Source organism: Glaciibacter kafniensis (assembly GCF_039538945.1).
GTDB lineage: Bacteria > Actinomycetota > Actinomycetes > Actinomycetales > Microbacteriaceae > Cryobacterium > Cryobacterium kafniensis.
Window position 1 is genome coordinate 1,088,582 of the sequence record NZ_BAABCN010000002.1, and the last position, 13,375, is coordinate 1,101,956.

15 protein-coding genes are annotated in these 13,375 nt (G+C 64.2%); all 15 read right to left on the reverse strand.

The genetic code is table 11. The annotated features are described in order from the left end of the window. Nucleotides 1-56: 56 nt before the first annotated feature. The 15 genes from ABD791_RS05610 to ABD791_RS05680 all read right to left on the reverse strand — a co-directional run bounded on the left by ABD791_RS05610 (nucleotide 57) and on the right by ABD791_RS05680 (nucleotide 13,310). On the reverse strand, nucleotides 57-875 hold the full coding sequence (locus tag ABD791_RS05610; protein WP_345063210.1) for a hypothetical protein: 819 nt from the start codon (nucleotides 873-875) through the stop codon (nucleotides 57-59). Next, a complete protein-coding gene (locus ABD791_RS05615) occupies nucleotides 872-1,813 on the reverse strand; it encodes an ABC transporter ATP-binding protein (protein WP_425562222.1) in 942 nt (313 codons plus the stop codon). Before ABD791_RS05615 ends, ABD791_RS05610 begins: the two co-directional genes overlap by 4 nt. Continuing rightward, a complete protein-coding gene (locus ABD791_RS05620; RefSeq protein WP_345063213.1) occupies nucleotides 1,810-2,217 on the reverse strand; it encodes a GntR family transcriptional regulator in 408 nt (135 codons plus the stop codon). Before ABD791_RS05620 ends, ABD791_RS05615 begins: the two co-directional genes overlap by 4 nt. Nucleotides 2,218-2,606: 389 nt before the next feature. Then, nucleotides 2,607-3,581, reverse strand: a complete 975-nt coding sequence (locus tag ABD791_RS05625) for an Fpg/Nei family DNA glycosylase (RefSeq protein WP_345063216.1) — start codon at nucleotides 3,579-3,581, stop codon at nucleotides 2,607-2,609. Nucleotides 3,582-3,588: 7 nt separating this feature from the next. Next, nucleotides 3,589-4,281 (reverse strand): ribonuclease III, encoded by a 693-nt coding sequence (gene rnc / locus ABD791_RS05630; RefSeq protein WP_345063219.1) that lies wholly within the window; start codon nucleotides 4,279-4,281, stop codon nucleotides 3,589-3,591. Nucleotides 4,282-4,305: 24 nt separating this feature from the next. Next, nucleotides 4,306-4,509 (reverse strand): 50S ribosomal protein L32, encoded by a 204-nt coding sequence (gene rpmF, locus ABD791_RS05635; RefSeq protein ID WP_345063222.1) that lies wholly within the window; start codon nucleotides 4,507-4,509, stop codon nucleotides 4,306-4,308. 2 nt (nucleotides 4,510-4,511) lie between these two features. After that, nucleotides 4,512-5,084, reverse strand: coding sequence for a YceD family protein (locus ABD791_RS05640; protein WP_345063225.1), 573 nt, complete (start codon nucleotides 5,082-5,084; stop codon nucleotides 4,512-4,514). A gap of 11 nt (nucleotides 5,085-5,095) precedes the next feature. Continuing rightward, nucleotides 5,096-7,462: a transglutaminase TgpA family protein gene (locus ABD791_RS05645; protein ID WP_345063228.1), complete on the reverse strand. Its 2,367-nt coding sequence runs from the start codon at nucleotides 7,460-7,462 to the stop codon at nucleotides 5,096-5,098. After that, nucleotides 7,462-8,811 carry a DUF58 domain-containing protein gene (locus ABD791_RS05650; protein WP_345063230.1) on the reverse strand — a complete coding sequence of 450 codons (1,350 nt, stop codon included), beginning with the start codon at nucleotides 8,809-8,811 and terminating at the stop codon, nucleotides 7,462-7,464. The genes ABD791_RS05645 and ABD791_RS05650 overlap by 1 nt, the downstream gene beginning before the upstream one ends. A gap of 5 nt (nucleotides 8,812-8,816) precedes the next feature. Next, the gene (locus ABD791_RS05655; protein ID WP_345063233.1) at nucleotides 8,817-9,956 is read right to left on the reverse strand and encodes an AAA family ATPase; all 1,140 of its coding nucleotides are present in this window, start codon (nucleotides 9,954-9,956) and stop codon (nucleotides 8,817-8,819) included. Beyond that, nucleotides 9,953-10,441, reverse strand: a complete 489-nt coding sequence (gene coaD / locus ABD791_RS05660; RefSeq protein WP_345063236.1) for a pantetheine-phosphate adenylyltransferase — start codon at nucleotides 10,439-10,441, stop codon at nucleotides 9,953-9,955. Before coaD ends, ABD791_RS05655 begins: the two co-directional genes overlap by 4 nt. Before the next feature lie 294 nt (nucleotides 10,442-10,735). Continuing rightward, nucleotides 10,736-11,209, reverse strand: coding sequence for a DUF1990 family protein (locus tag ABD791_RS05665; RefSeq protein WP_345063239.1), 474 nt, complete (start codon nucleotides 11,207-11,209; stop codon nucleotides 10,736-10,738). A gap of 235 nt (nucleotides 11,210-11,444) precedes the next feature. Beyond that, nucleotides 11,445-11,852, reverse strand: coding sequence for a VOC family protein (locus ABD791_RS05670; RefSeq protein ID WP_345063242.1), 408 nt, complete (start codon nucleotides 11,850-11,852; stop codon nucleotides 11,445-11,447). A gap of 98 nt (nucleotides 11,853-11,950) precedes the next feature. Beyond that, the gene (locus ABD791_RS05675; protein ID WP_345063245.1) at nucleotides 11,951-12,649 is read right to left on the reverse strand and encodes a helix-turn-helix transcriptional regulator; all 699 of its coding nucleotides are present in this window, start codon (nucleotides 12,647-12,649) and stop codon (nucleotides 11,951-11,953) included. A gap of 40 nt (nucleotides 12,650-12,689) precedes the next feature. Next, complete coding sequence (locus ABD791_RS05680; RefSeq protein ID WP_345063248.1) at nucleotides 12,690-13,310, reverse strand: TetR/AcrR family transcriptional regulator; 621 nt, start codon at nucleotides 13,308-13,310, stop codon at nucleotides 12,690-12,692. Between the last annotated feature and the right edge of the window lie 65 nt (nucleotides 13,311-13,375).

Here is a 13,375-nt window from a genome sequence, read left to right on the forward strand (position 1 = left end):
CTCCCTGTTCCGCCAGGGAAACTCGACCGGAATGGTCAAACTCGACGCGCGGGCAACTAGTTCTTCGGAGTCGCCCGGCGCAGCGCCAGGAAACCGCCCAGGGCCGCAAGCACCGTCGGAATCAACAGCCAGGCGAAGATGCCGGCCGTGCCCTGTGCCACGAGCCAGGATCCGACCATCGGCCAGCTGCTGGTGTAGGTGATCAGAGCCACGCTGCCCAGCAGCAGGAACGCGAACGAAACCCAGAACACGAGCATGCCCGGCATCCGCCACCGCATGTAGATGGTGGCCACGGATGCGCCGACGAAGAAGATGAGCATCTGCATCACGAAGAAGGCCAGCAGGTCGACATACCAGCCGCTCAGGCCAAACCAGAGGGCGTTGAACATGTAGGTGCCCATGAACCAGCCCTGTGTGAGCTGCTCGATCTGCGTCAGCAGCGTGAAGGCCACCGAATTGAACGCTGAGATCAGCACGAACAGCAGCGACGTGCCGAGGTAGAACTCACGGCGGGTGACACTGAATCCGAGGGCGAACGGAAAACCGAATGCGATCGACTGCACGGCGACGACGATGAGGTACCACTGCGGCGCGAGAACGGCCCAGCTGTAGCGCTGATTCTCTGTCGCTTCGACACCGCCGAGGCCCTGACCGGTTGCGAAGCCGATGATGTTCGAGATGATGATCGAGATCACGAAAGCGAAACCGACGATCATCCACGGAATCCCGAGGTAGGTGCGGCGGTCGACGAGGTGCATCTGCACCACGCTCCAGGCTCGCGCCAGAACCGAGTGGTGTGGCCCTGTCGTGAGGTGTTCGACCGTCATCGTTGCTTCCTTCGGGGTCGACGGAATGGACGAGGATGTGGTGGTCATACTGAGGCACTCCAATCTTGCGTACGGCGTGAGGTCTGGTCGCTTGAGTCGTTCTGACCGTTCAGCCCGGTTGTCTTGCGCACAATCAGTTGCTGCAGCGAGACCGGGCCAAGCTCGACACCTGCCGCGGAGGCACTGCGTCGATCGGCGTCGGTCAGCCCGCCGACGGTCACAGAGGCAAGCCCGCCGATCCGGTCGCGATGCATCACCTCGCGGCCGGCAACAAACGCATCGACATCGCTGGCCCGACCGACGACGGTACTGGCGCTTCCTCGCAACTCCTCGGCATCCTGATCGAGCACGATGCGTCCCTCATCGATCAGGAGCACGTGCTCGAGCAGATTGCTCACCTCGTCGATCAAGTGCGTCGAGAGAATGACCGTACGCGGATGCTCGGCGTAGTCATCGAGCAGCCGGTCATAGAAGGTCTCCCGAGCAACGGCATCCAGCCCGAGGTAGGGCTCGTCGAAGAAGGTGAGCGGCGCGCGGGACGCGAGTCCGACGATCACTCCGACGGCTGAGAGCTGTCCGCGCGACAGCTTCTTGACGTAGCGGTTCACCGGCAGCCGAAAATCGTCGACGAGCCGGGCCGCAAAATCGGCATCCCAGTTCGAGAAGAACCACGGAGCACTCTTCAGCACATGCTTGACCTTGTACTGTTCCGGGTATTTCTGGCTCTCCTTGATGAAACAGATCTGCTGCAGCACCCGCGAGTTCTCGACGGGGTCCTCTCCGAACACCGAGATTCGGCCGGTGCTCGCGAACTGTTGCCCGGTGAGCATCTGCATGATTGTGGTCTTGCCGGCGCCGTTGCGCCCGAGCAGGCCGTAGATCTTGTTCGCCTCGACATCGAAACTCACGTTGTCGATCGCAGTGAACTTGCCGAACTGTTTGGTCAGACCGTCGACGCGCACGGCGGGAGGGTTTGTCATGCTCATGAGGACAGGGCTTCTCTCTGTGTCGCGCTGTTCGGGGACAGCGTCTGGCTGGTCTGGTTGGTCTGGATCATCTCGGCCACCTGGGCAGGGGCAATGCCGAGTTTTGCCGCTTCGTCGAGCAACGGCCGCAGATAGCGGTCACGAAACTCCTCGGTGCGAGTGTTGACGAGTCGTTGCCGCGCCCCGGTTGCCACAAACATTCCAATGCCTCGCTTCTTGTAGAGAATGCCGTCTTCGACCAAGCGGTTGACACCTTTGCCCGCCGTGGCGGGGTTGATCCGGTAGAAGGCAGCGAACTCATTGGTCGACGGCACCTGACTCTCTTCGAGAATCACGCCCTCGATGATGTCGTTCTCGATCTGTTCGGCGATCTGAACGAAGATCGGCTTGCCTTCTTCGATCAACGCTTGCCCGCTCTCTGAGGTGAAGGTGGTTCATTGGTTAGTTACTTGCGTAACTAACCAACCACCTTCGGAAACGGATGTCAAGAGTCGACGAAAGATCGACACCGGTCGGCGAGGACTCCCGCGAAAAGGCCGACGCGCGGGTCGGGTGCCGAGCCGCGCGTGGGCGCCGGCGCGCGCGGCGGCGCCGAACCCGCGCATCCGCCCGCGCATCCGCCCGCGCACCCGCCCGCGCACCACGACGCCGCCGAGACATCAGCGGGAGCAAACAACCTTCCGACGTCCGCGCGTGCGCCCAAAACGTCGCCGGACTGACAGGCGAGGCGACGATGTGAGCGCACGCGCGACCGAAAGCGCGATCACGAGAGCCGAGGCGCGCTCGGGCGAGGTCAGCGCAGCCGCTGGCAGCGCGGGCAGAAGTGCGACCCACGGTTCATGAACGCCTCACGCACGAGAATCGTGCCGCAGCGCGGACACGGCGTTCCCTGCTGCCCGTACGCGTTGAGGCTGTGCGAGAAGTAACCGGACTCGCCGTTCACGTTCACATATTGGGCGTCGAAGCTGGTGCCGCCCTCGACGAGCGCCTTGCCAAGAATCTCCCGCACCGCGGCGAGCAGCTTGGTCACCTTCGGCCTGGACAGTGAATTCGCCGGCTGCGCATAGTGAAGCCGAGCGGCGAAGAGCGCTTCGTCGGCATAGATGTTTCCGATCCCACTGATCAACGTCTGATCGAGAAGGGCTCGCTTGATACCCGAGTTCTTGCGCGAGAGCGCCTGGGCGAAGGCTTGAGGCGAGAAGGCCGGATCGAGAGGGTCGCGTGCGATATGCGCCACCTGCGACGGGATCAGCCGCGCCCACTCCCCCGGCGCGACACCATCCGCACCGCCGAGCGCACCACCGAACCCGCTACCGAGCGCACCACCGAACCCGCCACTGATACCGCCGCTGAAACCGCCCGCGAAGCCATCACTCGTTGGCTGCATCGTGTCGACGGCCATGCTGCCGAAAATGCGCTGGTCGACGAAGTTGAGCCAGAGCTCACCGTGGTCGGGATGATCGAGGTGCAGACGGATGCGCAGCATCCGGTCTGCATCGGCGCCGGGGCTTCGAAGCAGCACCTGGCCGCTCATGCCCAGGTGAATGACGAGGGCGTTGCCCGACGAAAGGGGTAGCCAGAGAAACTTGCCTCGTCGAACTGCGGCGTGCACACGCTGACCTTCGAGAGCGCTGACGAAGGATTCGGAGCTGCCGGCATGCCGGCGAAGCGAGCGGGGCTCGAAGATTTCGACGCCGGCAATGACGGCTCCGGTGACGGCGGGTTCGACTCCGGCGCGCACAACCTCGACTTCAGGCAGCTCGGGCACGCGTGCCTCAGCTGCGGCCGAGAAGCGTGCAGGCTTCGAGGGCGGCGGCCATCTCAGCGTGCTTCTTGCTGGTTCCCTGACCCGTCGCGCTGACCAGGGAGCCAACGGTGACCGTGGCAACGAAGACCTTCGAGTGGTCAGGGCCGCTTTCGGTGACAATGTAGACGGGAGCGCCCCCACCGCGATGCGCGGCGAGTTCCTGCAACGTCGTCTTGGGATCCATCGATGCACCGAACCGCGTCGGATCGGCTTTCAAGGGCGCGATCAGACGCATGACCAAGGCCGTCGAGACATCGACGCCGGCATCCAAGTAGACGGCACCGATGATTGCCTCGACGGTATCGGCAAGGATTGACGCCTTGTCGTTGCCGCCAGTGAGCATCTCACCGCGGCCCAGACGGATGTACTGGCCGAGACCGATACTCCGCGCGACCTCGGCCAGCGCAGCACTCGAGACCAGACTTGCCCGGCGCTTAGCGAGATCGCCCTCATCGAGGTGAGGGTAGTCCCGATAGAGCATGACCGTGACAGCCTGCCCAAGAATTGAATCGCCCAGAAATTCGAGCCGCTCGTTCGTCGGAATTCCGCCATGTTCGTAGGCGTATGACCGATGTGTGAGCGCGAGCTCGAAAAGCTCCGGGTTAATCGACACACCGAGGGCCGTCTGAAGCGACGAGCCCTCGGCCTGCATACCGGTCATGACTGGTATACCGAAAAGTATCGACTAAACGTCGGCGACCTTGCGGCCCTTGTACTCCATGAACAGCGGGGTGCCCGCGGAGTCTTCGACAACCTTGGCGCGGTGCGGAAGGCTGTAGGTGACCTTGCCGTTTTCGAGCGTCTTGACCAGCGTGGGGGCCTCGGCCTTCCACTGTGAACGACGCGCGTGGGTGTTGCTTCGTGACTGCTTCCGCTTCGGAACTGCCATGACTACTTCTCTTCTCTATCTGTTTCAGCATGAATGTCTTCATCCGTGCCGATGTCTTCGAATGCTTGGAATCCCGCAAGTGCGGACCACCGGGGATCGCGCGCTTCTTTCGGTTCAAGTACCGGGGATTCGGCAAGCCGCTGCCCGGTCTCCATATCGAGACCTGGGCAGTCCCGCCGGCAAACCGGCTGGAAAGGCAGTGACAAAACCACTGCATCCCTGATCAGAGGTTCAAGATCCACGTGGTCATCTTGAACTTCAAACTCAAAAGCTTCGTCTAAAGAGTACGCGAAAAGCTCCTGAAAATGAACTTGGCGCGGGAACTCGATGTCAATGAGGCATCGGCCGCAGATTCCGGATGCCTGTGCAGACAGATCTGCGGTCACCAAAATGCCCTCGTGGATCGCTTCCATCCGCAGGTCGGTGGGCATGATCGAGCCGGCTTTAACGGCGACGAGGCCCTCTCCGAGGTCTTCTGGAACGACTAAATCGAGATGGCGCTCGTGCATCGAGCCTGGCCGGTTGATGATGTCACGCACGTCAACCGTGTATGGCGTTTTCTTGAACTTGGTCACGAGGTACAAGTTTACGCTTGTGAAGATGGGAGCTTGCGCGTGTCGCGCGCCGCAGCGCCCCGGCCGCGCGGAAGAAGCGAAGCCGGCAGCACTGTGGCAAGAAAACGGGTGAACCGTGTTGCGCCGGAGTGCACGGCGCCGACGACGACGAGAAGATCGCGTTCCCTTTCCACGCCATCCACCCGAGCGCCTGGCTCCGGTCGGCGGTCATACCGTTCGCGCTCCTCGGCAACCAGCAGCCGCTCCAGAGCAGCCCGCTCCTCTGTGCCGCCCATCGCCGGCAGCTCAGCCAGCCGTGCCGCGAGAGCGCGCGGCGTTTGAGTGCCGTAGACACCGATCCGATGGTCCCGTGCCGTGTCGGTGAGCTCGAGCCACGCCACACCGGCATCCGTCTGGCCTGATCTGATGAGCGCGCGTCGACGGATGCGTCGCCCCTGGCGGATCATCAACGGCAGAAGCAGCAGGATGAGACAGCCGAGAACGGCGCCACCCACCTGGGCCACCGCGTTGACGGTCTGCGCCTGCGCCGCCTCGGCCGGAGTCGCCGTGCTCTGCCCCTGCGGCTGGTTGTCGGTCGGGCGCGGAATCGCGGTGGGCACAGCAGGACTCTGTGAACTTCCGGGCTGAGTGGATTGATTGGGCTTGGCGTAGGCGGGAACGGTTCCACGGCTCGGAGTCGGCTCAAACGGAACCCAGCCAATTCCCACGAAATACAACTCAGGCCAGGCATGCAAGTCGTGCGAGTCGATGGTGAAAGTGGTCGTGTTCGCCCCAGAACTGACGTCGCGGGTGCCGGGAAGATAGCCAACCGCGACCCGGGCCGGAATGCCGAGCGTGCGCGCCATGATCGCCATCGCCGACGCGAAGTGCACGCAGTACCCGGTCTTCGACTCCAGGAACGCACCGATGACTTGCACGCCCCCTCCCTCTGCACCATTTACAACGGGTGCCTTGGTGTCGTAGCTGAACCGGTAGCTCCTCAGGTAGTCCTGGAGCGCGACAGCGGCGTCGTAGTTAGTGGCCGAGTCGGCCGTCACACTCTGCGCCGTCTCATCGATGATGGCCGGCCGCGGCGATGGCACGTCAAGCGAGCCGAGGATCTCCTCTGGATAACTCGTGCCGGCCGTGCGAAGCTGCTCCGGCGTCGGTTTGAGCTGCAAAGCGGTGACCGTGTACTGCTGCCCCCTGGTGGTGCTGTTCGAACTGGTGATCACCTCAGCGGTGTCGTTCCAGAACCACCGGCCGTTCAATCCGTCGACGGCGACGGCGGGTGAGGGCGCCGGAAGCCAGGTCGTCGCGACCCCATCGATCACGACGTCCGTTTTCGACTCGGCCGTCGCGACACCCGCACCGAGCCCTGGCGGGCGGGTGAGCTGGTCGAGTGAAAGTTCGGTGCGCCCTGGCGGAGTCTGCGCCGTCCAGGTTGTGCCGACGAAACGGTCGAGGGTGAGCAGTTTGAAATACGGCAGGCTCTCGGCCGTTGTCGTGTAGTGGAGCACGGGTGTGGGATCGGGTCGCCGAAGATCTTTGCCGATGTCGACCAAGGGGCTGATCCCCGATCCAAACAGCAGGCCGCCGGAACCGCTGCCCACCAACGAGCCGACTCCGAGCGGGGGCATCACGACGCTCAGCACCAGTGCCGCGACAATGCCAACCCCGCCGACGACCACCGAACCGCCGACACGCCAGCGGTCGACCTGACCGCGTACCCGCTGATCGACCATCAGCAGCGCCAAATAGGCGGCAGCGGCAAGCATCAGCGTCACCACCGATGCTCCCCCGTCGATGAGCAGACCAGGCACAGCCAGCGGAATCAGCATCGGCGCCCCGGCCAGCGCGGGAGCGCGAAACGCGATCGCGAAGACATCCATCAGAATCGCCAGGAGCCCCGCTCCGACGACGAGCAGAAACAGGATGCCGTCGTCGACGGTGGCCGGAACATTCTGCACACTGATGGACTCGATCGCGTCTCTGACCAGCGAATCGAACCGGTCGAACGTGGGCGCGGTCGGAATGAGCCAGAGGAGACCGCTGCCCCGGCCGAAGAACAGGGTCACCATCATCAGGAACACGCCGACCTCGGCCAGCCCGGTCAGGCGAGGCCCCAGCCCCCGCGCACGGAGAAGGCCGCCGGCACCCAGAACGACCGCGGCAGTTGCCACCATCGGCAGCCACCAATCCGCGCCGTCGAGGATTGCGCCCAGCGCTGAAGAACTGACAGCGAAGAGCACCAGCAGAGCCACAACGAGCGGCCACTCAGCGCCCCGTACCCGCCGCTTCCTCCCGCGGCGCGGTGGCAGTCGCATCGAGGCTCCCCCGGCGCTCTCCGGCGCTCCAGAGGCGTCGGCGACGGATCCGGGCGGGGACTCAACAGTCATCATTTCTCCACCCTGCGCACGCTCATCGCCTGCTCCCACGCGCGGGCGAAGTCGGCTTCGCTGTGCACGGCCAGGCAGCGCCAGCCGGAATCGGCCAACCTGTCGACCATCTCCTCGGCCACGGTGTCGAGAACGAAAGCGATGGCGGGGTCGGCGTGGGCTCTCAGTGTGTCGAGAGTGTGGACATCCTGATTGTCGACAGCCGACAGAATTGCGAAAGTCGGCTCGACTCCACGGTCAGCCGACGATTCTGTGCGCCGGGCTGCCGCGGGAGCATCGTGCCCCGATGCGGCGACCGGAACAATCCCCGCGAGGCCTTCGAGCAGGCCGCGGTCCCCCTGCAGACCGGTGTAGGTGGCGGGCACGTCGCCGCGGCGCGAAGTCGCATCGGTGCCGGGGCCGTCCGGGGTCAACTGGCTCGGACCGAGCTCGATGACCTCGAGGCGATAGCCCGCTTCCAGCAGATGCACTCCAATCGAGGCGAGGAGTTCGATGCCCAGCTCGAAGGCGGCATCGGCAGGGTTCATCAGTTCGAAGCCCTTGGACGAGGTGGCGGATGCGGAGGACTCGGTCGTGTCGAGCACGAGACGCACCGACGGGTTGCTGCGCTGTTCTTCTTGCCGCACCATGATTTCGCCGCGTCGGGCGGTGGCCGGCCAATTCACGCGCCGCATCGGGTCGCCGGGGCGGTACTCCCTCGCAATGAGTTCATCGGCGTGCGGGTTGTGGTGACGTTGGAGTTCGTGGTTCGCCCCGTCGCCGCCGACAACCGATAACCCCGTTCCCGGGAGCCAGCTCACGTGTGGTGTCACCACGAGGTCGTGGGCCGACCCGCTGATTCGGCGGCAGAAGGCCAACCCGAACGGGTCGAACCGGGTGAGCACGAGCGGACCGATGTCATAGACCCCCCGCTCGTCGGGGATGAGGGTGTAGTCGACGGTGACTGCCTGTGGCCGGAGCGGCCCGCCACCCAGCACACCCCTGAGCCCGGGAAGTACCGCGGATTCCGGCCCGATCAGCCCCGCAGAGGTGAGTTCGGTCCAGTGAATGCCGCTGAGAGGCCCCGTCGAGAGATTCTGCACCCGAACAGACACCGTCACGGGGTAACCCGCACCGACGACCGGCGGGCGAAAGGCACGAGCAACCTGCACCCGAACCGGCTGCGCGCCGACCGCGACGGCCGCAACGACAGGAACGACGATGAGGGCGCTCCCAATGAAAAGCAGATCTTCTCGTGCGAGCAGAATCGCCACCGCCAGAACTGCGGCGCCCACAATGAGAAAGATCCTGCCGCGCAGAGTCAGCCGCGGAAACCAGACCGGAACCGCCGGTCGCCGTCGTGGAGACATCGTCGTCAGCGTGCGACGCTCACCGGAACGGGGGTCGCTGCCAGAATACGCAGCACGATCTCTTCGATGATCGGCGCGCTGTCTTGGCGATGATGGCCAACCGCCCGGCTGGTGGGCATGAGACGGTGTCCGAGCACGGCAACGGCCAGCGAGTCGATGTCGTCGGGCAGCACGTAGTCGCGCCCGTGCAGGGCGGCCTGAGCCTTTGCTGCCCTGATCAGCTGGAGTGTGGCACGAGGACTCGCGCCCAGCCGGAGGTCGCGATCGTCGCGGGTGGCTCGCACCACGGCGACCACGTACTCCTTGACGGCGCTTGAGGCGAAGACGTTGCGTGCCCCGACCATCATCGCTCTGAGTTCGTCGACCGACACCACTGCTCCGATTTCGGACAGCGGACTTGTCGTGTCGCGGGAATCGAGCATCGCGAGTTCTGACGACGTGTCGGGGTAGCCCATCGAGATCCGGGCCATGAACCGGTCACGCTGTGCTTCGGGAAGAGCGTAGGTGCCTTCCATCTCAATCGGGTTCTGGGTTGCGACGACGGTGAACGGGCTCCCGAGCGGGTAGGTGACGCCATCGACGGTGACCTGGCGTTCCTCCATGCATTCGAGCAAGGCCGACTGGGTCTTCGGGCTGGCCCGGTTGATCTCGTCGCCGATCACGATGTTCGCGAAGACCGCGCCCCGTTTGAACTCGAACTGGCGCTCGGCCTGGTTGAACACCGACACCCCTGTCACGTCAGACGGAAGCAGATCGGGGGTGAACTGGATGCGGCTGACGCTGCAGTCGACGGAGGCAGCCAAGGCCTTCGCAAGCATGGTTTTTCCGACACCTGGCACATCTTCGATCAGCAGGTGACCGCCGGCCAACAGCACCGTCAGCGCCGTGTGCACTGCGGAAGACTTGCCGTCGATGACCTTCTCGACGTTGCTGATGATGCGGGCGGCAGCGGCCTGAATCTCCGTGACCGAGGGGATGGTGCGCTCAGCAGCCCGTGAGGCGTTCACGCCCTGCGCGGTCGCCGCCTGTGCGCTGCCGGCTGCCGCGCCACCGTGCGCGCCGCGGGGTGTCGCCTCCTCGAGAGAATCAACGTTCTCTCGACCGACGCCCTGGTCGGTCGAGAGCGGAAGCGATCCCGGGTTCATACGCGCACCTGTTGCAGATAACGGGCGACGGCCGCGGGAACATAGGGGGCGATGTCACCGCCGAGCGAGGCCACTTGACGCACGAGCGAACTCGACACGTGGGCGTGTGCCGGGTCGGGCAGCAGAAAGACCGTCTCGACCGCGGCCAGGTTGCGGTTCACGATGGCCATCGGCGTTTCGTAGGCCACATCGATCTGAGAGCGGATGCCTTTGACGAGAACGCTGGCACCGACATCCTGGCAGTAGTCGACGAGCAGTCCGACGCTCCAGGATGCCACGACGATGTTGCCTGGCAGCTCGGCTTCGGCGATCGCTTGTTCAAGCAGTGAAACCCGCTGCGCGATGGGCAACAGGGCCGACTTTCCGGGGTTGTGCACGACGAGAACGTGAAGCTCATCGAACAGGCCGGCCGCCCGCCCAATCACATCAAGGTGCCCGAGCGTGACGGGGTCGAAGGAACCAGGGACAACGGCGATCCTGTGCATAGGGATCACACTAGCGCCACCGGTAATCCCGCGCTTCCCTCGGAGGCAACCTCCAAGCTTTGCGGCACCCTCTTGACCACGACGTCACGCACGACGCATCAGTGCGGGCGGCCGCGATCACGATGCACCATGCGATCGCGACGATGACGAGCCCGACAATTGACAGCGCTGCGTTCAGCACTACCAGCGTGATTCGGCCAGCGGCCGGGCCGTTGAGAGAGATTCCATTGACGAGTCGAAGATGAGGGCCGCGGGATCCCTCTGGCATTGCGTACAGACTCGCTTCTCGCAGAATCAGCTGAGCGCGCGCAGGTAGCGCCTCCGCACGATTCGCTGCGCAATCCGGAGCAGAGGGTAAAGAATGCGCCAGGGCTGCTGCGGTGCCGCCCGAGTCAACGAGCGAACGGTGAGGCGCACCTCCTCGCCGTGACGGTGGACGATGAACGCCTCCTCGCCGCAGACCGGGTGCCCCGGCAGGGTACGGTAGGCGAACCCGACTCGGTCTGGCTCCTCGACGACGGCGACGACTTCCACCGGCTCGATGACGGTCATTCCGAACAGACGTGCCGTGACGTCCACACGGTCACCGCTCGACACTGGACCGGTTGAGTCCACCGCAAACCCGCTGGCTGTCTTTACCCGCCAGCGGAGCACGTCTTCGGCAACGCGCTCCCACATGGCCTCTCCGCTTCCGATGACCGCCGACACGTCAGAGCGACGGAAATTGCGTTCGCTCGGCGGCCAGCGATCAAGTTGCGGATTCGTCATATTTGATCGCCTTCCCCGAGGCCAACCGTCGCGCAGCGCGATTCTCGACCATGGCGACGAGTGACTAAAAGTCATCGCGCCGAGCACGAACCCGAGCGAAACGGCCAGACCCACAATGAGCCGGCATCGACGGGTAAACATGCGCCCGAGCTTATCGCCACCTATTTCGATGGCACGATCGGTCCGACGCGCGAGCCGTGCTCTTCTGCACGACAGCAAGCGAACACGCTCTCTCTCATCGGGCGTAGGCCGCAAACTTCTCGATCGCCGCGGCGGTGACCGGTGTGAAAAAGTTCACGAGGTTGCCATCGGGATCGCGGAACAGCAGCGACCGGTTACCCCAGGGCATCGTCGTTGGTTCGTTCACGAACGTGGTGATCCAGCCCTGCAGTTTCTGGTATTCCAGGTCGACATCGTCCACGAGGAACTCGATGATCGCCGTGTGGTTGTCTGCCGGCCGCGCCGAGCCAGGCCCGAAGAGACCGACGGTGGCAGTACTCCCGATCGCAAGCGTTCCGCATGGAGTGCGCACCTCGGCGAAGTGCTCATTCAGGTGCACAGCGTCGCCGCCGGTGACGCGCTCGTAGAAACTGGCCAACGTCGCGACGTGGTCGGTGATGAGGCGGATAGAGACGAGATTCATGGGAGTTCCATTTCTGCCGGGACGATTCCGGCGTTTCCCATGGTGGAGGACGGCAGCGACAACCCCCTGTCGGTGTTTAGGCGACGAAGCAAAAAGTTTCACAGCATTGTCAGCTGCCGGACTTCGCCGTACGGAATGTCGAGATCCTCCGGTCGGAGCGCCCTCGGAGCCGGGACCTCCGCCGTCACAACGCTCGACGTGATGCGGTCAGTCCGAAACGCCCGGACACCGCCGCGAAGACGGCACCACCCGACCAAATACCAGTTCGTCGGTTTCCCGACGTAGCCCAGGGGCTCGACCTCGCGCGACGTTGTCGCACCGTCCCGGTCTTGGTAGCTGATCCGGAGCACACGGCCGGCGGAGAGCGCATCCGCAATCAAAGCAGGGACCGGCGGAAGAGCCGCATCCCACCCGAGCAGATGCACCCGTGCGGCAAGGTGTCGCGCGGCCGCGGCATCGCTGTCATGCATCGCAGCGACCAACTTCCGCAGTGCCGTCTGCGCTGCCTGCTGGAATGGGGTGCCTGCCATGCCTTCCAGCGCGACGGCCATCGCGACGGCTTCCGGCGGGGTGAAATTGACCGGTGGCAGCGTTCTCAGCGGGTCAAGGCAGTATCCGCCAGTGCGGCCGGGCTCCGCCCAGATCGGGGTGCCCGCCTGCTGGAGAGCACTGACGTCTCGCTCGACGGTGCGCACACTCACCTCAAACCGGTCAGCCAACCACCGACCGCTGCGCGGGCGCGGGGCAACGACACGCAACTCCTCCACAAGTGCGTACAAGCGATCCGTTCGGTTCATAGAACGACCCTAAGCCGCACCCAGCGGCATTGACCGGTGGTCACGGGAACGGCAGGACACGAGTCCAGATCGTTGCCACGGTCTCAGACGCTGTGCGGAGGGAGGATCCTGCGACCGAGGCATCGTAAAAGACCCGCTCCGTCATGCCAACCAGAGCCCTCACCAGCGCGTCCTCGTCGGAGCTGCCGTCGGGAGTCTCGACGGCAGCGGCGACAACGAGTGCCTGCAGGCTTTCGACGATTTCCTCGCGGGCCCCGTTCCACAGCTGGGCGATCACCGGCACGGAGGGCGACAGCTCGACGGCTGCCCTCATGACGGCGCCGTGACGGCTCCAGAGGTCTCGAGTCAGGTCGATGGCGCTCAGAAGCGCATCCTGAGGCAAATTCGGCAACGCTTTTTGCCGGGTGGAGACGGCGCCGCTCAGTTCGATGACGATCCGCTGCACGAGAGCCGCGAGCACGTCGTTCTTCGAGCGGAAGTAGAAGTAGAGTGCCCCGCGGGTGAGGCCTGCTGCCGTCGCGATCGACTCGACCGTCATCGCGTCAGCGCCGACCGCGATGAGCTGCTTCTCGGCCTCGTCGAGAATCGATTTTTCGCGAAGCTCGCCTTTCGACGGGGCCATGACGCGACGCCCGTTCTCGTCATACGCGTAGGGAGCCATCTCACTAGCGTAGAGCGTCAAGGAAAATCAACGCAACGTTGACTTTAAGAGACGGTGCGATGATT

Bases quoted from the DNA above. Each gene is read 5' to 3' on its own strand.
- ABD791_RS05610 (WP_345063210.1), bottom strand. From the start codon at position 875: ATGACCACCACATCCTCGTCCATTCCGTCGACCCCGAAGGAAGCAACG.
- ABD791_RS05615 (WP_425562222.1), bottom strand. From the start codon at position 1,813: ATGAGCATGACAAACCCTCCCGCCGTGCGCGTCGACGGTCTGACCAAA.
- rnc (WP_345063219.1), bottom strand. From the start codon at position 4,281: ATGACCGGTATGCAGGCCGAGGGCTCGTCGCTTCAGACGGCCCTCGGT.
- rpmF (WP_345063222.1), bottom strand. From the start codon at position 4,509: ATGGCAGTTCCGAAGCGGAAGCAGTCACGAAGCAACACCCACGCGCGT.
- ABD791_RS05645 (WP_345063228.1), bottom strand. From the start codon at position 7,462: ATGACTGTTGAGTCCCCGCCCGGATCCGTCGCCGACGCCTCTGGAGCG.
- ABD791_RS05650 (WP_345063230.1), bottom strand. From the start codon at position 8,811: ATGTCTCCACGACGGCGACCGGCGGTTCCGGTCTGGTTTCCGCGGCTG.
- ABD791_RS05655 (WP_345063233.1), bottom strand. From the start codon at position 9,956: ATGAACCCGGGATCGCTTCCGCTCTCGACCGACCAGGGCGTCGGTCGA.
- coaD (WP_345063236.1), bottom strand. From the start codon at position 10,441: ATGCACAGGATCGCCGTTGTCCCTGGTTCCTTCGACCCCGTCACGCTC.
- ABD791_RS05665 (WP_345063239.1), bottom strand. From the start codon at position 11,209: ATGACGAATCCGCAACTTGATCGCTGGCCGCCGAGCGAACGCAATTTC.
- ABD791_RS05670 (WP_345063242.1), bottom strand. From the start codon at position 11,852: ATGAATCTCGTCTCTATCCGCCTCATCACCGACCACGTCGCGACGTTG.
- ABD791_RS05675 (WP_345063245.1), bottom strand. From the start codon at position 12,649: ATGAACCGAACGGATCGCTTGTACGCACTTGTGGAGGAGTTGCGTGTC.
- ABD791_RS05680 (WP_345063248.1), bottom strand. From the start codon at position 13,310: ATGGCTCCCTACGCGTATGACGAGAACGGGCGTCGCGTCATGGCCCCG.